Source organism: Pseudomonas fluorescens Q2-87, from assembly GCF_000281895.1.
Taxonomy (GTDB): Bacteria; Pseudomonadota; Gammaproteobacteria; order Pseudomonadales; family Pseudomonadaceae; genus Aquipseudomonas; species Aquipseudomonas fluorescens_S.
In genome coordinates this window covers 6,286,507-6,306,983 of the sequence record NZ_CM001558.1, presented here as the reverse complement: position 1 = coordinate 6,306,983, position 20,477 = coordinate 6,286,507, and the positions used below count along the sequence as shown (strand labels likewise).

The window sequence follows — 20,477 nt, the reverse complement described above, 5'->3', positions numbered from 1 at the left end:
ACCCTCATTTCAGACGTTCTGAAACAAGGGGGGTCATGTCATGCTCGCGCAACTTCCACCGGCCTTACAGAATCTGCACCTACCGCTTCGGCTGCGGCTCTGGGATGGCCATGAATACATATTGGGTGCCGAACCCAGCGTTACGATCGTGGTAAAGGACCCACAAATGGTCGCGCAATTCACCCATCCCAGCCTGGATGCACTGGGATCGGCGTTTGTCGAAGGCAAACTGGAACTCGAAGGCTCGATCCACGAGGTCATCCGGGTTTGCGATGAGTGGAGCCAGGCGCTGGTGGAGGACGATCCGGATGATCTGCCGGTGCGTACCGTCCACGACAAGGAAACCGACGCCAAGGCGATTTCCTATCACTACGACCTTTCCAACGCGTTTTATCAGCTCTGGCTCGACAGCGACATGGCCTATTCCTGCGCCTATTTCGAGACGGGCAGCGAAACCCTCGAACAGGCCCAGCAGGCCAAATTCCGGCACTTGTGTCGCAAGCTACGACTGCAGCCGGGTGACTATCTGCTGGATGTCGGTTGCGGATGGGGTGGATTGGCGCGCTACGCGGCGCGGGAATTCGGCGCCAAGGTGTTTGGCATTACCCTGAGCCAGGCGCAATTGACGCTGGCCCGGGAACGGGTCAAGGCGCAAGGTCTGGAAGACCAGGTGGAGCTGCAATTGCTCGACTATCGCGACCTGCCCCAGGACGGCCGCTTCGACAAAGTTGTCAGCGTGGGTATGTTCGAGCACGTCGGCCACGCCAACCTGGAGCAGTACTGCAAGACGTTGTTCGGCGCCGTGCGGGAGGGTGGGCTGGTAATGAACCACGGCATTACCGCCAAGCACACCGACGGACGTCCGGTCGGACGCGGCGCGGGCGAATTCATTGAGAAGTATGTATTTCCCAATGGCGAGCTGCCGCACCTGTCGATGATTTCTGCCCAGATCAGCGAGGCGGGCCTGGAAATCGTCGACGTGGAAAGCCTGCGCCTGCATTACGCACGCACCCTCGACCATTGGAGCGAGCGCCTGGAAGACAATCTGGAGGCTGCGTCGAAGGAGGTGCCGGAGCAGGCACTGCGGATATGGCGCTTGTATCTGGCCGGCTGCGCTTATGCGTTCGCCAAGGGCTGGATCAACCTGCATCAGATCCTGGCGGTGAAGCCGCACGCGGACGGCAGCCACGACCTGCCGTGGACCCGCGACGACATCTACGTGCCTTAAAGAATGGGGGAAATAAGCCGGGCGATCCGCATGCCGATTTTCTGAAGGCGGTGGGTCTCCCGGCTTTCCTGTTTATCGATTTCCTGGGCCTGGGCGAAGTCTTGCTCAAGCATCTGCTCGACTTCCGTGGCGAAGGGGATGTCCACGGTCAGCAGCATCACTTCGAAATTCAGCCGGAACGAACGGTTGTCCAGGTTCGCGCTGCCGATGGCGCTGATTTCCCGATCAATCAAAACCACTTTCTGATGCAGGAAGCCTGGCGAATAACGAAACACCCGCACACCGGCCCGCACTGCTTCGAATGCATACAGGCTGGACGCCGCATAGACGATTTTGTGGTCCGGTCGGGACGGCAGCAGAATCCGAACGTCGACGCCGCGCAGTACCGCCAGGCGTAACGCCGCGAATACCGCCTCGTCTGGAATGAAATACGGTGTGGTGATCCATACCCGTTCGCTGGCCGCGTGAATAGCCTCGACGAAAAACAGCGAGCAGGTTTCGTAGGCGTCCGCCGGGCCGCTGGCCAACAACTGACAGAGCACCCCGCCGTCCGGGTAAGTGTCCGGCAGGATCAGCGGCGGCAACGAGCGAGCGGCCCAGAACCAGTCTTCGGCAAACGACTCCTGCATGCTCCCGACCACCGGCCCGTGTACTTCGACATGAGTGTCACGCCACGGCGCCAGGGGCGGTTTTTCACCCATGTACTCGTCGCCGACGTTGTGCCCGCCGACGAAGCCCAGCACCCCGTCTACCGCAACGATTTTGCGATGGTTACGAAAGTTGACCTGGAACCGGTTGAGCCAGCCGCTGCGTGTGGCGAAGGCCTTTACATGGACACCGCCGTCGCGCAATGCCTGGACGTAATGGTGGGGCAGTGAATGACTGCCAATGCGGTCGTAAAGGAGATACACCGCGACGCCTTCGGCGGCTTTCTTTAGCAGCAGTGCGTGCAACCGCCGGCCGAGACGATCGTCATGGATGATGAAAAATTGAATCAGCACGGCCTCTCGCGCGCCGTCGATGGCCTGGAAAATCCTCTCGAACGTGGCGTGCCCGTTGATGAGCAATCGCACCTGATTGTTCGCCAGACAGGGGGTGCGTCCCAGCTTGGGCATGGCTCGTAACGAGGCGTAGGCCTGGGAAGCGCGGGCGGTCAGGGCTTCCTCAACCCAAGGGCGCCAGTTCAGCTCGGAGATGGCCTTGCGCATTTCTTCGTTGGCTTGCCTGCGGGCCTTGATGTAGCCGTCGAACGTGCTGCGACCGAAAACCAGATACGGAATCAACGTCAGGTAGGGAATGAACACCAATGACAGGGCCCACGCGATCGAGCCTTGGGCGGTGCGTACGGTCAGCACCGCGTGGACAGCGGCGATGGAACCCAGGGTATGAAGCAGCGCAATCAGGTAACCGAAAACATGTGGGCCAAAAAAATCCATGGGTAACCTTGCTCCTGATGTTCGATGCTTAACAGACCATTTTCCACCGCCAATGTCGCTATTTAATTCACTTGCCCCAGGCCTGAACCGAAGCCTGTGGGCGGCGTCTAACGGCCACTTGTCCTCTGGAGTGTATGCAATGAATGTTCGTCTGCTGGGTTTGGCCTTGGCCATTGGCTTGTCGGTTCCGATGGCCGCTCAGGCGCAAATGCTGCAACCGGGCTTGTGGGAGCTGACGACGAGCAACATGAAAATCGATAACCAGAATCTGCCGGACCTGCAGCTGATCCTCGGGCAGGTGCAAAGCCAGATGACGCCGGAGCAGCGGGCGATGCTGGAAAAGCAGGGCATCACCATGGGTGGCAAAGGCATTCGCGTGTGCCTGACCCCGGCGCAAGTGCAGACCAACGATATTCCGCTGCAAGATCCTCAATCCGGGTGCAAGCAACAGATCACCGAGCGTACCGGCAATCAATGGAAGTTCCGCTTCAGCTGTCCGAAAGCCCAGGGCAATGGTGTCGCGACGTTCCAGAGCGACCGTGAATTCACGACCAAGGTCAACGGCACCTTCAATGCCACCGGCATCCAACAGAACGGTAGCCTCGATACCCGCGCCGTATGGCTGGGGCAGGATTGCGGGACGGTCAAGCCGAGGGCCTGACCGTTCCCGCTGGGCTGCGAAGCAGACCCAATTGCTCAGCCCGGATCAAGGTCGGCTCAACGCCTCGTACAGCGTGTTTAGGTTGTACTCGAACAGGCCGGTAAAGGTGCTGGCCGGCCCGCTCGCCGCGAGAGCGTCGGAGTACAACGTACCGCCAATGTGCGCGCCGCTCTCGTCGGCAATCTGCTTGAGCAGGCGCGCGTCCTTGATGTTTTCCATGAATACCGCTTTGACTTTCGCCTGTCGGATCTGAGTAATCAGTGCCGCGACTTCGGCTGCCGAAGGTTCACGTTCAGTGGACAAGCCCTGGGGCGCCATGAACGCGATGCCGTAGGCCTGGCCCAGGTAACCGAACGCATCATGGGATGTCACGATCTTGCGATTGCCCGCCGGCAACGCACCGAACTTGGCCTTGGCTTCAGCGAGCAGGGCGTAGATTTTCTTCAGGTAGGCCTGGCTGTTGTGTTCGTAGTCGGCCTTGTTGGTCGGATCGGCCGCCTCCAGCGCCTTGGTGATATTCGCCACATACAACTCGACATTCGCCAGGTTGTGCCAGGCATGGGGGTCGGGCATGGTCTCGCCATCTTCGTCCATTGAGCGGGGAATGACCCCGCGGCTGGCGCTGATCACCGGCGCAGTTGTTTCGGTGCTGGCGACCAGGCGATCCAACCAAGGCTCGAAGCCGAGCCCGTTCTTGATAATCAGTTTTGCCTTGAGCAACGCCTTTGCATCGTCTGGCGTGGGTTCGTAGGTGTGCGCATCGGTATCGGGGCCGACCATGTTGGTGATTTGAATATGCTCACCGCCGACCTGTCGGGTCATGTCGGCGAGGATGCTGAAGCTGGTCACCACCTGCAGCTTTTCGGCGGCGGACAGGGACATGGACAGCATGAGACTGAACAGCACGAGCAGGGCGCGCATCGGGAAACACCTCATTGGGATGTGAGCAAAGGCGGGCGGCGCAACAAACCGTGCACCGGCCCGAACACCACGGACATCAGATACAACGCGCCCGCCACCAGTACGATGGACGGCCCGCTGGGCAGTGAAAAATAGAAAGACAGCAACAAGCCAAGCCACACCGAGAGGCAACCGAGCAGCGCCGCGACCATCATCAGAATCGGCAGGCGGCGGCTCCAGAAGCGCGAAGCGGCCGCCGGTAGCATCATCAGGCCGACCACCATCAGCGCACCAATGGCTTGGAAACCAATGACTAGGTTAAGTACCACAAGGGTGAGGAATACGCCGTGGGCCAATGGGCCGAGACGACTTACCGTTTGCAAGAACAACGGATCCAGGGTGTCGAGTAGCAGAGGTCGATAGATCAGCGCCATCACTGCCAGGCTGATCCCGCACACCCAAAGCATGCCGGTGAGTGTTGGCGCATCCACCGCCAATGCCGAGCCGAACAACAGGTGAAGAAGGTCCAGGCGTTTGCCGGCCATTCCAAGGATCAAGATGCCGGCAGCCAGGGAAATGGGATAGATCGCCGCGAGGCTGGCGTCTTCGCGCAGGCCGGTGCGACGGGTGATCCAGGCCGCCAGCCCGGCCATACCAAGGCCCGCTCCCAGGCCGCCCAACGTCAGCGCCGGCAGGCTCAAACCGGCGAACCAGAAACCCAGGGCGGCGCCGGGGAGAATACCGTGGGCGACGGCATCACCGATCAGGCTCATGCGGCGCAGGATCAGGAATACGCCCAGCGGGGCTGTGCTGCACGCTAATACCAGGCCGCCCAGCAAGGCCCGGCGCATGAAGACAAACTCCTGGAAGGGTTGCCACAGATGAGAGGCCGCGAGCATCAGGCCTCCAACGTTCGAGGTTGTTGCGCAATCAGGTCGACGCTGCGATCCAGCACGCACCCGGCGCCATTGATCCGCAGCGTATGGGGAATATGTTCGCGTACCGCAGCCAGATCATGACAAACCACCACCACCGTCCGGCCTTCTGCATGCCAGCCATGAATGTATTTCCACAGCAGCGCCTGGCCTTGCTCATCGAGGGCCGCGTGAGGTTCGTCGAGCAATAACAGCGGTGCTTCGGCGAGGCTCAAGCGAGCGAGCAGGGCACGTTGTAACTCGCCCCCGGACAGCGCCATCAGCGGATGATGTTCCAGCCCATTCAGCGCCCAGCCTGCCAGTGCGGCTTGGAGCAACTGTCTGCGCATGGCTGGCGTATGCCGGTTACCCCACGAACCAGCGGCTACCAACTCCTGCAAGCTGATAGGGAATTGTCGGTCCAAATGTTGCTGCTGCGGCAGGAACGAGATGCCGCCATGCCGTGGAACCTCCAGCATGACTTTACCTGACAGTGGCTTTTGCAGCCCGGCGAGTACTTTCAACAGGCTGCTCTTGCCCGATCCGTTGGCGCCGATAATGGCCGTCAGGCTGCCTGTTGGCCGCTCCATATTCAGCGGCGGAGCGAGAGGTCGCCCGGGAGCACCCCAGGACAAGTCTTTGCAACGGATCATCATGCCTCCCGCTGCCAACGGCTTAGGGCCACGGCGTCGTGAGCGTGCAGGCTTTCGGCATGAACCACTCGTACTTCGAGTGCAGCGAGGTGATGGGATTGCCTCAGCGCTGTGGTCAATCGCCGAGCGGCATCTTCGCAGAACATCAGGTTCTGTCCGTTGGCGAGGGCGAAGGCTTGTTCGTCGGCACGTTTGACTGCGGTTTGCACAGCGGTGCCGAGGGCTGCTTCGGCCTCGTTGATGAATGCCAGCAGCGGCAACCCATCGGTGTCGGTATTCAACCGCAGGTTCAGTGTGGCGGTACTTCGCTGGCTGTGGGGGGTTGCGACAATGCCATTTGCTGAACCCAGCCAGGCCAAAATCTCGGCGTGCTCGAGTTTTTTGTTAGCGAAGTCATCCACGAATCGCTGTTGGATCAACTGGCGGGCCAAGGCTGCTGAGCACGGACACGTAGAAGAATAAGGAACCTCAATCTTTAGTTCCACGTGGAACACTGCGTTTTGCAGATGCGCTTCGATGCTCACGGGGTAGCGCTTCCAGCCGGCCAAAGGACTGACTAACGCCGGACGTTTAAGCAATAGATCCGTGTGAATGCTTAGGGATGCAGTGCGGGACAAGCCTTCGTGACTGTCGAGAAATTGCTGCAGGATTTGATGCAGCAGCTTCGGTGAAAGCTCCGTCTCTTCGAGCTTTTCTAGCGCCAGGTATAAGCGTGACATGTGAATGCCCCGAGCTTCCTCGTCGTCGAGGCTGACACCCGCATCGGCAATCGCGCTCAAGCGCTGGCCACCAATTAAGACTGGGGTTGCGATGCCGTGCATACCAACCCAATCAAGGGGGAGCGGTTGACGTGAGGTCTGCGCAGCAACGTCGGGCAGCGTTAACGCATTCATGATCTAGGTCCATCACAGGTTTGTTCGAATGTTATAGTATTGCACTTAGTGCACGGTATGTTTTTCGATGAAGAGTGTTTCATCATCAGGCTGGTTGAGCGTTAGTGTTATACTATAACATGAAAAGTGAAGCGACTTTAAACTCAACCGAAGCCAGAAAACGAGCCGCAGCACACAGCAGCGACGGCCGCCTGATGAGGATTTCCCATGCCCAATCGCCTACCCGTAACTGTGCTCTCCGGATTTCTCGGAGCCGGTAAAAGTACGCTGCTCAACCATGTGCTACGTAATCGCGACAATCTGCGGGTCGCCGTGATCGTCAACGATATGAGCGAGATCAATATCGACGGCAGCGAAGTCCAGCGAGACGTCTCCCTGAGTCGTTCTGAAGAAAAACTGGTGGAGATGAGCAATGGCTGCATCTGCTGCACCTTGCGTGAGGACTTGCTGGAAGAAGTCGGCCAGCTCGCCAGGGAAGGGCGTTTCGATTATTTGCTGATTGAATCCACCGGCATCTCCGAGCCGTTGCCTGTGGCGGAAACCTTCACGTTTCGCGATGACGAAGGGCGAAGCCTGGCCGATGTCGCGCGACTCGACACCATGGTGACGGTGGTCGATGGCGTGAATTTCCTGTTGGATTACCAGGCCGCCGACAGTCTTGCATCCCGAGGCGAAACGCTGGGCGAGGGCGATGAGCGCTCCATTACGGACCTGCTGATCGAGCAGATCGAGTTTGCGGACGTAATCCTGATCAGCAAAATCGACCTGATCGGCCAGGACGAAAGGGAGGAATTGGTCGCGATTCTGCAGCGTCTCAATGCCCAGGCGCAGATCATTCCCATGGTCATGGGGCAGGTGCCCCTGGGAAAAATCCTCGACACCGGCCTGTTCGATTTTGAGCGTGCCGCCCAGGCGCCCGGCTGGTTAAAGGAGCTGCGTGGCGAGCACCTGCCGGAGACCGAGGAATATGGCATCGCCTCGACGGCCTATCGGGCACGCGGACCGTTTCACCCGCAGCGATTTTTCGACTTTATCGACCGTCCGTGGACGAACGGGAAAATCCTCCGTTCGAAGGGCTTTTTCTGGCTGGCCAGCAAACCTGAAGAAGCCGGCAGTTGGTCCCAGGCCGGCGGCTTGATGCGTCATGGGTTCGCCGGGCGTTGGTGGCGGTTCGTGCCAAAAGAACAATGGCCACAGGATGAGGAAAGCATCGCCGCCATCATGAAAAACTGGCTCGCCGGCACCGGCGATTGCCGCCAAGAGTTGGTATTCATCGGCCAGGATGTCGATTTCGGCCAACTGACCACCGAGCTGGACGCCTGCTTGCTGACTGACGCCGAGATGGCACTTGGGATTGAAGCGTGGCGCCAGTTGCCCGATCCGTTCGGTCCATGGCATGAGGAGGTCGCTGCGTAAGCGCTCCTAAGGCTTGAGCCAGGTGCCCTGGCTCTTTCCCTCGCAAAACGGTTGCAGATAAGCCGCATCAGTCGCCACGCCGTAATAGTGAATATCCTGACGGTAGGGCATATTGGCGACTTGGGCGTTGCTACAGACACCGAACGCCCCCTCGGGGCATTGTTCGACGTATTGCACCTCGACCTTTTGCCCGGCCAGGCTTGGCTGGCAGAAGCCATCAGCGAAGAGTTTCGGCGGGATGTTGCGGTTCTGCTGGCAGACCTTCACGTCGAGTCGTTCCGCCTGGCTGTGTACCACGCAGGCCTGGGCCAGTGCCTGATTCGAAGCCAGTGTCAGTAATAACCAGCCGATTATCCGCATTTCCACCTCCATCGAAAGCCGTCGATTATGTTGCAGCACATTCCCACTCATGTCATCGCCGGTCCTTTGGGCGCTGGCAAGACCAGCCTGATCAGGCACCTGTTGGCCCAGCGCCCAACCAATGAACGCTGGGCCGTACTGATCAACGAGTTTGGCCAGATCGGCCTGGATGCCGCGTTGCTGACCGAGTCCGCCGATGGTATCGCACTGGGCGAAGTGGCCGGGGGCTGCTTGTGTTGCGTCAACGGCGCGCCGTTTCAGATTGGCCTTGGGCGCTTGCTGCGCAAGGCTCGACCGGACCGGTTGTTTATCGAGCCCTCGGGGCTGGGCCACCCGGCGCAGTTGATGCGGCAATTGAACGAAGCGCCCTGGCTCGGTGTGTTGACGGTCCAGCCTTGTGTGCTGGTGCTGGATGCCCGAGCGATGGCGCAGGGCAAGCCATTGCCCGATCCTCAACAGCAGGCTTTGGCCCATGCCGGATTGCTGGTGCTGAATAAATCCGAGAGCCTTACGCAAGCCGATCGCGAGCGTGTCACCCAGCAGCTGCCAGGGCTCGTACTGTACTGGACAGAACAAGGCGCGCTGCCCCTCGATCAGTTGCCCGGTGTTGCCGAGCGGGGACATGGGGCTGTGGATAACCTGAATCTACCCAAAGGGCTGGGCGAAGTGCCGGCGCTTTGGACCGATCCGGCATTGCCAATCTGTCTTTATCAGGCCCAAGAGGGCGGCTGGAGCATCGGTTGGCGCTGGCATCCAAGCCAACGATTCGACACAGCGGCGTTGACCCTATGGCTACATAGCCAACGCTGGAGAAGGGCGAAGATGGTGGTTCGCGGCGCTGATGGTTGGATGTCTGCTAACGCGTTGCAAGGCGCGGCATTGGCTTGGCGGGCCAGCGAATGGCGACAGGATTCACGACTGGAATTGATTTTCGATGCGCCGCAAGATGCTGATGTCCTGCAGGCCGGTCTGGCTGTTTGCCGGTGTCCTTGAGTCAGCCTTGTATCAGGGCTTCCACTTGTTATGTTCCTGGCGCCATTGGCTTAGTTCGATGACTTCGGCCCTGGGTCGGGTCTGGACCGAATCGATCGGTGCGGGCGGTGTTTCTTCGAATGGCATTGGGTAGGGGGCCAGCTCGATGTGTGCGCTGTGGGCGCCAAACTGGGTGATGGTGCCCGAATGGCGACTTTCACCGGTGACGGTGAACTCGAAGGTGTAGACACGAGCCAATCGTCGCCGACCACTGGCGTCTTTCACGAAGCCGATTTTTTTCAGCGCCACGTTGCCGTCCAGCAATTCGATCTTGAGGTTGATGCAATGCTGCATCACCCTCGCCAACGCCCGTTCGCGCAAGCCATGGTTGTGCCACAGCCAGGCACCACCGGTGGCCAGCAGCATCAGCACGAACATATTTCCAAGGGTCAGCATGAACGAAGTGCTCCAACAAGTTGTTGCCAGCTTAACTGTCTCACCGGTCTGTCGTACAGGCTGCGTTTAGTCGCATACTGCGCGGCTTGAATTTCAATCGTTTTACGGAAAATTCCCGCATGAAACGTACACCTCATCTGCTAGCCATTCAGTCCCACGTGGTGTTCGGTCACGCTGGCAACAGCGCTGCCGTGTTTCCGATGCAGCGGGTCGGGGTTAACGTCTGGCCGCTGAACACGGTACAGTTTTCCAACCACACCCAGTACGGCCAATGGGCTGGGGAAGTTCTCGCACCGGTCCAGATTCCAGCATTGGTGGAGGGAATCGCGGCCATTGGCGAGCTGGGTAATTGCGATGCGGTGTTGTCCGGTTACCTGGGCAGTGCGGCCCAGGGGCGAGCGATCCTGACCGGCGTGGCACGGATAAAAGCCGTCAATCCCAAGGCGCTGTACCTGTGTGACCCTGTCATGGGGCATGCGGAAAAAGGCTGCATCGTGGCGCCCGAGGTGAGTGAGTTTCTGCTGGAAGAGGCCGCTGCCGTCGCGGACATCATGTGTCCGAATCAGTTGGAACTGGACAGTTTTTCAGGACGCAAGGCGCAGTCGCTCCTCGATTGCCTGGCCATGGCCCGTGCGCTGGTGGCCCGCGGGCCGAAGACCGTGCTGGTCAAGCATCTGTCCTACCCTGGAAAACCCGACGACAGCTTCGAAATGCTGCTGGTCACCGCCGATGCCAGCTGGCACCTGCGCCGTCCGCTGTTGGCATTCCCTCGCCAGCCGGTGGGCGTGGGTGACCTGACGTCGGGGCTGTTCCTGGCGCGGATTTTATTGGGAGACAACGTGGTAGCAGCGTTCGAGTTCACCGCCGCAGCGGTGCACGAAGTACTGCTGGAAACCCAGGTCTGCGCCAGCTACGAGCTGGAACTGGTCCGCGCGCAGGATCGGATTGCCCATCCGCGAGTGCGCTTCGAGGCTGTGCCGATCAGCCTCTGATCGATGCAAACCTCTGTGGGAGCTTGCTCCCACAGTTGATCTTCGGCGGTCCGTTATGGCCCGTCTGCCTTGATCTCTTGATAGCGCTTTTCCAACTCCTGGCGGATCTGCCGGCGTTGCTGGGCTTGTTCGTAACGGCGCTTGGCTTCGCTGTTCTGCGGTTGCAGTGGCGGCACGGCCGCGGGTTTGCGCTGATCGTCCACCGCAACCATGGTGAAGAAGCAACTGTTGGTGTGGCGTACCGAGCGTTCACGAATATTTTCGGTCACGACTTTGATGCCCACTTCCATCGAGGTGTTGCCGGTGTAGTTCACCGACGCGAGGAAGGTCACCAGCTCGCCGACGTGAATCGGCTCGCGGAAGATCACCTGGTCGACCGACAGGGTCACCACATAGCGGCCGGCGTAGCGGCTGGCGCAGGCATAGGCGACTTCATCGAGGTATTTGAGCAAGGTGCCGCCATGGACATTGCCAGAGAAGTTGGCCATATCGGGGGTCATCAACACCGTCATCGACAGTTGGGCGTTTCCGGGTTCCATAACGTACTCACGGTTCAAGGCAGCCATTCGGGAAGTGCACCTCTGCGGATGCTGGTGCGTGGCCAGGCAGGCCACGAGGTTTTCAAAACCACCGATATCGGGACGCTGCGCTTGTGGTTGCCGTCACGCCCCGGTGGATCTGTTTCCATATATTGCACCGACTTTTTGTTGGAAGTCGCGGTGTTAACCTTCAAAAGCCCCTGAGTGAGGGCGATTCCTACAAAGGAAGCGGACTTATCCAACTCTCGATAAGTCATTTTGAACAGGGAGCCCCGACATGCATGCCATCAGTTTCATTCAAGACCTGGCGATCATCATGATGGCGGCGGGGCTGGTCACTGTTCTTTTTCACCGCTTCAAGCAGCCGGTGGTGCTGGGCTACATCGTCGCCGGCTTCATCATCGGCCCGCATACGCCACCGTTCGGTTTCATCCACGACGAAGACACGATCAAGACACTGGCCGAGCTGGGGGTCATCTTCCTGATGTTCTGCCTGGGCTTGGAATTCAGCCTGCGCAAATTGTTCAAGGTGGGGGCCACGGCGTTCATCGCGGCGTTTCTCGAGATCGTATTGATGATCTGGATCGGCTATGAAATGGGTCGCTGGTTCGACTGGAACACCATGGACTCGCTGTTCCTGGGCGCCATCCTGGCGATTTCTTCCACCACCATCATCGTCAAGGCTCTCAACGACCTGAAGATGAAGAACGAGCGCTTCGCACAGCTGATCTTCGGGGTACTGATCGTGGAGGACATCCTCGGCATCGGCATCATCGCCTTGCTGTCGAGCATTGCCGTCAGCGGCACGGTGAGCTCTGGCGAGGTATTTTCCACCGTCGGCAAGTTGTCGCTGTTCATGATCGTTGCGTTGGTGATCGGCATCCTGTTGGTACCCAGGCTATTGGCCTACGTGGCGAAATTCGACAGTAACGAGATGCTGCTGATCACCGTGCTGGGCCTGTGCTTCGGCTTCTGCCTGCTGGTGGTCAAGCTGGAATACAGCATGGTGCTCGGCGCGTTCCTGATCGGCGCGATCATGGCCGAGTCCCGGCAACTGCTGAAAATCGAGCGACTGGTAGAGCCGGTGCGTGATTTGTTCAGCGCGATTTTCTTCGTTGCCATCGGGCTGATGCTCGATCCGGCCATATTGCTGCAGTACGCCTGGCCGATTGCTGTGATCACCTGTGCGGTGGTGCTCGGCAAGATGCTCTCCTGCGGCCTCGGTGCCTTTATCGCTGGCAATGACGGACGTACCTCGCTGCGAGTAGGGATGGGTCTTTCGCAGATTGGCGAATTTTCCTTCATCATCGCGTCGCTGGGTATGACCCTCCAGGTCACCAGCGATTTCCTTTATCCGGTCGCGGTCGCCGTCTCGGTGTTGACCACGCTGATGACGCCATACTTGATCCGGGCCGCCGATCCATTGTCCGTCAGGTTGGCGACGGTGATGCCGCAACGCTTGACGCGGGTACTGGGGATGTATGGTGAATGGCTGCGCAGCATCCAGCCCCAAGGTGAAGGCGCGGTGTTGGCCTCGATGATCAGGCGGATTCTGCTGCAGGTCGGCGTCAACCTGGCGCTGGTCATTGCGATCTTTGTCTCGGGCGCTTATTTCGCCGAGCGGATTTCGGCATATTTGCAAGGATGGATCAGCGACCCGAGCTGGCAGAAGGCATTGATCTGGGGCGGGGCGTTATTGCTGTCGCTGCCGTTCCTGATCGCCGCCTATCGCAAGCTCAAGGCACTGTCGATGCTGCTGGCGGAGATGGGGGTGAAACCGGAGATGGCGGGCCGCCACACCCAGCGCGTGCGTCGTGTGATCGCCGAAGTGATCCCGTTGCTTTCGCTGCTGGTGATCTTCCTGCTATTGACAGCCTTGTCGGCCAGCATCCTGCCGACCAACAAATTGCTCTTGCTGATTGCCGTGGTGGCGATTGCCGTGGCGGCTTTGCTCTGGCGCTGGTTCGTCCGCCTGCATACACGCATGCAGGTGGCCTTGCTCGAAACCCTGGACAACCACAAGGAGTCGTCCGGGCATTGAGGCAACGGGCGGATCAGCTTTCCAGCCAGACGTCCCGGGCCCAGTGCCAGACCGATTCCCAGGTTTCTTCAGCGATCAATTCTTCTTCTGCCTGCCACAGCACCACGGTGCCGTCTTCTTCGACGCAGTAATAGTCGTCGCCGTCCTGGCAAATCGGGATCAGGCTGCGATCGACACCGGCGTCCCAGGCGTTGGCGGCCACATCCGGCAGGTAGGTGTGGGACTGCGGGTCGGTGACGGTCACCGGTTCCAGGCTGCCGTAGACCACGTCGCTGACGGTCAGCAAAAACTCCCTGAAGACGAACGGGATGTCGATGAATAGCTGCTCTTCGATCTCCACCAGCAAGTCTTCGTCGGGCAGCTCCAGCGGGACCGGTACGGGTTCGTTGGCTTCACGCAATTGTTCGATGATTTCTTCCACGTCCGGGGATCCTCTTTCTCGATGGCGCGGTTTATATGGAGCGGTTTATACAGTAGCTCGCTATAGATGCAACCGCGAAATAGAAAACCCCGGCCTGGGCCGGGGTTGTTTTATTTCAACATGCGAAGCGCGCCAAAGTTCAACCGTTCTGGCGAATACCCGCTACCAGCCAAGGCTGGTCGTCGCCCTGGGCACGCTCCATGTTCCAGCTTTCGCTGAAGGCTTCACCCTTGTCGAAGCGGGAATCTTTCGACACACCGCTGAACGTCAGGGTAGCGATGGTCTTGTCGGCGCGATCATCGACGCCGTCCAGCTGCACTTGCAGGTTATCGATGTAGGTGGACTGGAAGCCATCACCCAGGTCGGCCCGTTCGCGCTTGAGGAACTCCAGCAGTTGCGGGGTCACGAATTCGGCAATCTTGTCCATTTCGTTCGCGTCCCAATGTTGCTGCAGGGACATGAAGTGGTTGCGCGCGGCTTCGATGAAGCGTTGCTCGTTGAACCAGGCTGGCGCATTGATGACCGGCCGTGCGGCCGGAGCTGCCGAACCACCGAAGATCGCGCCACCGGCGGATGGTTGCTGATTGAACACTTCACGCTGCATCGGCGCGTGGCCGGCTGGAGCGAATTGCTCCTGCTGCTTGCGGCGACGGGCAGCAATGAAGCGGAACACCAGGAAGGCGATGACCGCCATGATCAGGATGTCGAAGATCTGCATGCCCTGGAAGCCGTCGCCCATGAACATGGAGGCGAGCAGGCCACCGGCGGCGATGCCGGCCAACGGGCCGAGCCAGCGCGAAGCGCCGCTGGCCTTGGTGGCAGCGCCAGCGGCACCGGCCGCGCCTGCGGTGGCAGCAGTGGAACCGGCGGCAGAGGACGGCGCCATCTGGCTGGTCTGGTGAGTCGGGGCCGCGCCCGAGCTTTTACCACCGCCAAAACGCTTGGCGGCATTGGCGTCGATGGCCATCGTCAGGCCGATGCACAACGCCATGGCGATGCTAAGAAAACGTTTCATATAAAGGCATTCCCATTTGTGGATAGCACGCGCGCCATGTTGCACAGCTGAACTGTTGCTGGCTAGCGGCAGAGTGTTTCGGGCTTTTGCGTGACAGGTTAGGTTCAGCTCCAGTCGCGCAAGAAGGCTTGTTCGCTTTGGGCTGTAGGAAGGAGGGACAAGTTCTATCGGAAATGCTCTGGCGTCTAAACAAACTGTGGGAGCGAGCCAGCTCGCTCCCACAGGGTCTACGCAAACTTCTAGATCGCTTCTAGCTTGGCATACCCCAGCATCAGCCACTTGCTGCCTTCGCTGAAATTCACCTGGACCCGCGCCTGGGCGCCGGCACCTTCGAAGTTGAGGATCACGCCGTCGCCGAACACCGAATGGCGCACGGTCTGGCCGAGGCTGAAGCCGGTTTCCGGAATACCACTGCCGCCGAACAGGCTGCTGGTGCTTTGCTGCTGACCACCACCGAACGGACGGCTGACGCTGTTGGACAGCCGCACTTCCTGAATCAGGCCTTTCGGTACTTCGCGTACGAAGCGCGACACTTTGTTGTAGGTCTCGCTGCCATACAAGCGTCGGGTCTCGGCGTAGGTCATGACCAGATTCTGCATGGCCCGGGTGATGCCGACATAGGCAAGGCGCCGTTCTTCTTCCAGGCGCCCCGGTTCTTCCAGGCTCATCTTGTGCGGGAACAGGCCTTCCTCCATGCCCACGAGGAACACGTAGGGGAATTCCAGACCCTTGGCGCTGTGCAGGGTCATCAGTTGGATGCTGTCTTCATGCTCGTCGGCCTGGGTGTCGCCGGCTTCCAGGGAGGCGTGGCCGAGGAAGGCCGACAGCGGCGACAGGTCGGCGTCCTCTTCGGTGTTCTCGAAGTTGCGTGCAGCGCTGACCAGTTCCTCGAGGTTTTCTACCCGGGCCTGGCCTTTTTCGCCTTTTTCCGCTTCGTGATAGGCGATCAGGCCGGACTGCTCGATAACGGTCTGGGCCATCAGGTGCAGCGGCATCTCCCCGCATTTGGCGGCGAGGTCTTCGATCAGGTCCATGAATGCTTTCAGTGCCCCGGCGGCACGGCCGGTCACGCCTTTGTTGGCCACCAGTTGCCGCATGGCTTCCCACATCGACACGTGGCTATGGCGCGCGTGATCGCGAATCGCTTCGACGGTTTTCTCGCCGATGCCCCGGGTAGGCACGTTGATCACCCGCTCCAGGGCCGCATCGTTGCCGCGGCCTTCGAGCAGGCGTAGGTAAGCCATGGCGTTCTTGATCTCGGCGCGCTCGAAGAAGCGCTGGCCGCCGTAGATGCGGTACGGGATCCGTTCGCGCAGCAAGGCTTCTTCCAATACCCGCGATTGGGCGTTGGAGCGATACAGGATGGCGATGTCGCTGCGGGCCAGCCCGGTTTTCAACGCGCTCTCGATGGTTTCCACCACGTAGCGCGCCTCATCGTGTTCATTGAAGGCGGCGTAGAGGTTGATCGCTTCGCCTTCACCGCCATCGGTCCACAACTCTTTGCCCAGGCGCCCGGTATTGTTGGCAATCAGGGCGTTGGCGGCCTTGAGGATACCGGCGGTGGAGCGGTAGTTCTGTTCCAGGCGGATCACTTCGGCGTCAGGAAAGTCCGCCGAATACTGATGAATGTTCTCGATCTTGGCGCCGCGCCAGCCATAGATCGACTGATCGTCGTCGCCCACCACCATCAGGCTGTCACCGCCCTTGGCCAAGAGGCGCAACCAGGCGTACTGCACGGCGTTGGTGTCCTGGAACTCGTCCACCAATACATGCCGGAAACGTTTCTGATAATGAGCCAGCAGTCCCGGATGATCGCGCCACAGGTCCAACGCTCGTAGCAGCAATTCGGAAAAGTCGATGACGCCGGCGCGCTGGCACGCCGCCTCGTAGGCTTCGTAGATGCTGCGCATGGTGGCCAGGAACAGGTCGCCGCTGGCCTGGATATGCTGCGGCCGCAGGCCTTCGTCTTTCTGGCCATTGATGAACCACTGGGCCTGACGGGCGGGCCAGCGCTGCTCGTCCAGGCCCAGCTCGCGGATCACCCGCTTGACCAGGCGTTGCTGGTCGTCGCTGTCCAGGATCTGGAAGGTCTGGCTCAGGCCGGCTTCTTGCCAGTGCGCCCGCAGCAAACGGTGCGCCAGGCCGTGAAACGTGCCGACCCACATGCCCGCAGGGTTGATGCCCATCAGTTGCTCGATGCGATGGCGCATCTCTGCTGCGGCCTTGTTGGTGAAAGTCACCGACAGGATCGAATGGGGCGAAGCGTTCTCGACCTGGATCAACCAGGCGATACGGTGCACCAGCACTCGGGTTTTACCGGAGCCAGCACCGGCCAGGACCAACTGACGACCCACGGAGGCGGCTACGGCCTGACGTTGGGCATCGTTGAGGGAATTCAGCAGAAGGGAGAGATCATCGCGCATCGGGGCATTCTAGGGTGCGGCGTCACCACGGGCAAACCGAGCTTTGCCCAAACCGATAAAAGACCGTTTGAGGATGACCGGTTGGTCATGGCCTGCAAGTATTGGCCGGGCTCGCTCGAGGGGGGCGCCACCCAATGAAATAGCGACTTTTTTCGAAGTTTTTATGACCGCAAGCAGTGTGGGAAGGCCTTTGGCTTGTGTATGCTCGGTGGATCTTTCGGGTTCCCCACGCTTCGCTGAATAAGAACAAGAACAGTGCCAATGATCCTCAATTCCGATCCGGCGGGCCCCTGTGTGGAACGGCGGGCCATCCGCAAGCAGTACGCCACGGAGATGGCGGTCGAACGCACACGTCTGCTGTACCAGGGCTCGCTGCTACCCACGCTGTTCATGTTGGTCAACGGTCTGGTCTGCGCCGCACTGTTATGGGAGCCGTCGCGCTATTTCCTGGTCAGCGTCTGGCTGGTCTGGTTGCTGTCGCTGGTCGCGTTGCGGGTGATCCAGGTGGCCGCCTTCGATTCGGCCATGCCAAGCCGCCAGGCACACCCGATCTGGCTGCGCATGTTCCTGCTGGGCTCCGGGATGACCGGCCTGACGCTGGCCGGGGCCGGCATCGCGCTGGTCCCGGCCGACAGTTTCCAGCAACAGGCCTGGGTGTTCGGCCTGATCGGCGCAGCCACCCTGTCGGCCAGCGTGGCCTATGCCGTGAGCCTTCCGGCGTTTCTGTCCTTTACCTTGCCCTGCCTGTTGCCAGCCATCGGTTACCTCTTCTGGGGGGGGGATGAGCAACAGCGCGGGTGGGGTTGGCTCGGACTGGTGGTGTTGGTCTCGCTGAGCGTGGTGGCCTGGCAAGTCAATCGCTTGATACAGAGCGGCATGCTGCGACGCTTCCAGAACCAGGCGCTGATAGAGCATTTGCAAGAGGCCCAATCCCGAGGTGCGCAGCTCAACGAGGCCCTGGCCCGGGAGGTCGAGCAACGTCGCTGTGCCGAGGACAAACTACGCGCGGCCCAGGTTGAGCTGGAGGCACGGGTGGCGCAGCGAAGCCGCGAGCTGGAAGTGGCCAGCCAGGCCCTGGGCAAGAGTGAGGCGCGTCTGGCGCTGGCCCTGAAGGCCAGTGAGTTGGGTTTGTGGGATTGGAATCTGCAGACTGACGAAGTCCACCATACCCAACTCAAAGAGCTGTTTGGGCTGGAGCCCGAATACGTCACGGCGATGCTCAGCCATCTCACCCCGCGGCTGCACCCCCAGGACGTGCCAGCGCTCAAGCGTGCCCTTGTCGAACACCTCAAGGGCCGCAGCGAGGATTACCAGATCGAATACCGGGTGCGTCACGGCGATGGTCACTGGGTCTGGATCGAAGACCGTGGCCGGGCGGTGGAGTGCAGCGCAAACGGCAGGGTGTTGCGCATGGTTGGCACGCGGCGAAACATCAGCGCGGCCAAGGAACTCGAACAGCAGCGGCAATTGGCGGCCACGGTGTTCGAGGCCGCCAGTGAAGGCATCGTGATCTTCGACCCCAATTATGCGTTGCTGGCCGCAAACCAGGCCTTTACCCGGCTCACCGGTTTCGACATCGCCGATATGCTCGGGCGCAACGTCGTCGACCTGCCGTGCAGTCGCGACGCGCGCCGCCACTATCCCGTTATCCGCCAAGCCCTCAAGCAACACGGCACCTGGCAAGGTGAGCTGGTTGAAGCGCGGGCCAACGGTGAGCTTTACCCGCAATGGCTGCAATTGAATGTCGTGCGCGATGCGCGGGGAAACGTCAGCCATATCGTCGGCTTCTTCGCCGATCTGTCTGCGCGTCGTGAATCCGAAGAACGGATGCGCTACCTGACGCATTACGACGAGCTGACTGGCCTGGCGAATCGCTCGCTGTTTCGCGAACGTCTCCAGGAAGCTCATCAGCGCGTGCGCCAAGGCGGGCGGCGCAGCCTGGCGTTGCTGCATATCAACCTCGACCGTTTCAAACTGCTCAACGACAGCCTTGGTCATGACGTGGCCGATGAGCTGCTGCGGAAAATGGCCCGGCGCCTGATCAATGCATTGCCCGAGGCGGACACCATTGCCCGGTTATCCGGCGATGAGTTCGCGGTGTTGTTCGACGCTTATGGCAACCTCTCCAGCCTGGCTCGGGTGGCGACCCGCTTGTCTGCCAAGCTGCGCCTGCCGGTGACCATCGAAGGCCATGAGCTGGTGGTCAGCGCCTCCATCGGCATCAGCCTGTTGCCCGACAACGCACGGGAAATATCCACGCTGGTCAGCCAGGCGAACATGGCCATGCAGCACGCCAAGCACCTGGGAGGGAATAATTTCCAGTTTTACACCGACAGCCTGCAAGCCAGTACGCTCGAACGCCTGCAATTGGAAAATCAGCTGCGCAAGGCTCTTGAAGAGCAGCAATTGAAGGTCTTTTATCAGCCCAAGCTGTGCCTGGCGACCGGCCGCTTGAACGCCGCGGAAGCCTTGGTACGCTGGGATCATCCAGTCCTGGGTCGGGTTCCGCCGGGGGAGTTCATCGGCCTGGCAGAAGAAACCGGGCTGATCGGACCGATCGGCGAGTTTGTGTTGCGTCAGGCCTGTTGGCAGGCGTGCGAATGGCAGCGCCAGGGGCTGGCGCCGATCAGGGTGTCGGTCAATCTGTCGGTCCATCAACTGCGCCAGGGCAAGCTGGTCAGCCTGGTGCGGCAAGTGTTGGAAGAAACCGGCCTGGCGCCCCAATACCTGGAGCTGGAGCTGACCGAGAGCCAATTGCTCGACAGCGTGGAGCACATCATTGCCACGTTCCAGCAGTTGCGTGACCTTGGGGTCAAACTGGCGATCGACGATTTTGGCACCGGTTACTCATCTTTGAGTTACCTCAAGCGGATCCCGGTGGATTACGTGAAAATCGACCAGACGTTCATCCGCGGGCTGGGTGAGGGCAGCATGGATGCTTCCATTACCCGCGCGATCATTGCGATGGCGCACGGCTTATCGCTGAAGGTGGTGGCGGAAGGCGTGGAGCGGTCGGAGCAGCTTGAATTTCTCCGGAATGAACAATGCGATGAGGTCCAAGGGTACCTGATCAGCCGGCCGATAGAAGCAGAGGGTTTGGCGCAGTTGTTGCGGGCGCAATAGATGCAGTGAGTTTCCGTTCTCGCAGCAACTTCCC

General features: G+C 60.1%; 18 protein-coding genes. 7 read left to right on the top strand and 11 right to left on the bottom strand.

The genetic code is table 11. The features are described 5' to 3' along the window. The first annotated feature begins 40 nt into the window (after window positions 1-40). A complete protein-coding gene (gene cfaB, locus PFLQ2_RS00260) occupies window positions 41-1,228 on the top strand; it encodes a C17 cyclopropane fatty acid synthase CfaB (protein ID WP_003187138.1) in 1,188 nt (395 codons plus the stop codon). Here cfaB and cls read toward each other — a convergent pair. After that, window positions 1,225-2,664: a cardiolipin synthase gene (cls, locus tag PFLQ2_RS00265; RefSeq protein ID WP_003187136.1), complete on the bottom strand. Its 1,440-nt coding sequence runs from the start codon at window positions 2,662-2,664 to the stop codon at window positions 1,225-1,227. The genes cfaB and cls overlap by 4 nt on opposite strands. A 139-nt stretch (window positions 2,665-2,803) precedes the next feature. Here cls and PFLQ2_RS00270 point away from each other — a divergent pair, with 139 nt between their 5' ends. Then, entirely contained in the window at window positions 2,804-3,325 is a 522-nt protein-coding gene (locus PFLQ2_RS00270) for a DUF3617 domain-containing protein (protein WP_003187135.1), read from the top strand. 45 nt (window positions 3,326-3,370) lie between these two features. On the opposite strand, the gene PFLQ2_RS00275 is transcribed toward PFLQ2_RS00270, so the two are convergent. The 4 genes from PFLQ2_RS00275 to folE2 are packed head-to-tail and all read right to left on the bottom strand — an operon-like array spanning window position 3,371 to window position 6,685. Next, window positions 3,371-4,246 (bottom strand): metal ABC transporter substrate-binding protein, encoded by an 876-nt coding sequence (locus tag PFLQ2_RS00275; protein WP_003187134.1) that lies wholly within the window; start codon window positions 4,244-4,246, stop codon window positions 3,371-3,373. A gap of 11 nt (window positions 4,247-4,257) precedes the next feature. Then, on the bottom strand, window positions 4,258-5,124 hold the full coding sequence (locus PFLQ2_RS00280) for a metal ABC transporter permease (RefSeq protein WP_003187133.1): 867 nt from the start codon (window positions 5,122-5,124) through the stop codon (window positions 4,258-4,260). Further along, window positions 5,124-5,792: a metal ABC transporter ATP-binding protein gene (locus PFLQ2_RS00285; protein WP_003187132.1), complete on the bottom strand. Its 669-nt coding sequence runs from the start codon at window positions 5,790-5,792 to the stop codon at window positions 5,124-5,126. Before PFLQ2_RS00285 ends, PFLQ2_RS00280 begins: the two co-directional genes overlap by 1 nt. Next, window positions 5,792-6,685 (bottom strand): GTP cyclohydrolase FolE2, encoded by an 894-nt coding sequence (folE2, locus tag PFLQ2_RS00290; protein WP_003187131.1) that lies wholly within the window; start codon window positions 6,683-6,685, stop codon window positions 5,792-5,794. Before folE2 ends, PFLQ2_RS00285 begins: the two co-directional genes overlap by 1 nt. A 207-nt stretch (window positions 6,686-6,892) precedes the next feature. Here folE2 and zigA point away from each other — a divergent pair, with 207 nt between their 5' ends. Continuing rightward, window positions 6,893-8,101: a zinc metallochaperone GTPase ZigA gene (gene zigA, locus PFLQ2_RS00295; RefSeq protein ID WP_003187130.1), complete on the top strand. Its 1,209-nt coding sequence runs from the start codon at window positions 6,893-6,895 to the stop codon at window positions 8,099-8,101. A gap of 6 nt (window positions 8,102-8,107) precedes the next feature. On the opposite strand, the gene PFLQ2_RS00300 is transcribed toward zigA, so the two are convergent. Continuing rightward, on the bottom strand, window positions 8,108-8,461 hold the full coding sequence (locus tag PFLQ2_RS00300; RefSeq protein WP_003187129.1) for a hypothetical protein: 354 nt from the start codon (window positions 8,459-8,461) through the stop codon (window positions 8,108-8,110). Window positions 8,462-8,488: 27 nt separating this feature from the next. On the opposite strand from PFLQ2_RS00300, the gene PFLQ2_RS00305 reads away from it, so the two are divergent. Beyond that, entirely contained in the window at window positions 8,489-9,454 is a 966-nt protein-coding gene (locus PFLQ2_RS00305) for a CobW family GTP-binding protein (RefSeq protein WP_003187128.1), read from the top strand. A 12-nt stretch (window positions 9,455-9,466) separates the two neighbouring features. Here PFLQ2_RS00305 and PFLQ2_RS00310 read toward each other — a convergent pair whose 3' ends face one another. Then, window positions 9,467-9,889, bottom strand: coding sequence for a DUF3301 domain-containing protein (locus PFLQ2_RS00310; protein ID WP_003187127.1), 423 nt, complete (start codon window positions 9,887-9,889; stop codon window positions 9,467-9,469). Between the two features lie 119 nt (window positions 9,890-10,008). Here PFLQ2_RS00310 and pdxY point away from each other — a divergent pair, with 119 nt between their 5' ends. Next, window positions 10,009-10,881, top strand: coding sequence for a pyridoxal kinase PdxY (pdxY, locus tag PFLQ2_RS00315; protein ID WP_003187126.1), 873 nt, complete (start codon window positions 10,009-10,011; stop codon window positions 10,879-10,881). Between the two features lie 53 nt (window positions 10,882-10,934). Here the strand turns inward: pdxY and PFLQ2_RS00320 are convergent, their stop codons facing one another. Further along, entirely contained in the window at window positions 10,935-11,420 is a 486-nt protein-coding gene (locus PFLQ2_RS00320; RefSeq protein ID WP_003187124.1) for an acyl-CoA thioesterase, read from the bottom strand. A 277-nt stretch (window positions 11,421-11,697) separates the two neighbouring features. Here PFLQ2_RS00320 and PFLQ2_RS00325 point away from each other — a divergent pair, with 277 nt between their 5' ends. Next, window positions 11,698-13,461, top strand: coding sequence for a cation:proton antiporter (locus tag PFLQ2_RS00325; protein WP_003187123.1), 1,764 nt, complete (start codon window positions 11,698-11,700; stop codon window positions 13,459-13,461). Window positions 13,462-13,474: 13 nt separating this feature from the next. Here PFLQ2_RS00325 and PFLQ2_RS00330 read toward each other — a convergent pair whose 3' ends face one another. The 3 genes from PFLQ2_RS00330 to uvrD form a co-directional block, all read right to left on the bottom strand. Continuing rightward, complete coding sequence (locus tag PFLQ2_RS00330) at window positions 13,475-13,882, bottom strand: SMI1/KNR4 family protein (RefSeq protein WP_003187120.1); 408 nt, start codon at window positions 13,880-13,882, stop codon at window positions 13,475-13,477. Window positions 13,883-14,021: 139 nt separating this feature from the next. Further along, window positions 14,022-14,897, bottom strand: coding sequence for a Tim44 domain-containing protein (locus PFLQ2_RS00335; protein WP_003187116.1), 876 nt, complete (start codon window positions 14,895-14,897; stop codon window positions 14,022-14,024). A gap of 239 nt (window positions 14,898-15,136) precedes the next feature. Continuing rightward, entirely contained in the window at window positions 15,137-17,320 is a 2,184-nt protein-coding gene (uvrD, locus tag PFLQ2_RS00340; protein ID WP_003187115.1) for a DNA helicase II, read from the bottom strand. 261 nt (window positions 17,321-17,581) lie between these two features. On the opposite strand from uvrD, the gene PFLQ2_RS00345 reads away from it, so the two are divergent. Further along, a complete protein-coding gene (locus tag PFLQ2_RS00345) occupies window positions 17,582-20,443 on the top strand; it encodes a putative bifunctional diguanylate cyclase/phosphodiesterase (RefSeq protein WP_003187113.1) in 2,862 nt (953 codons plus the stop codon). Window positions 20,444-20,477: the final 34 nt, after the last annotated feature.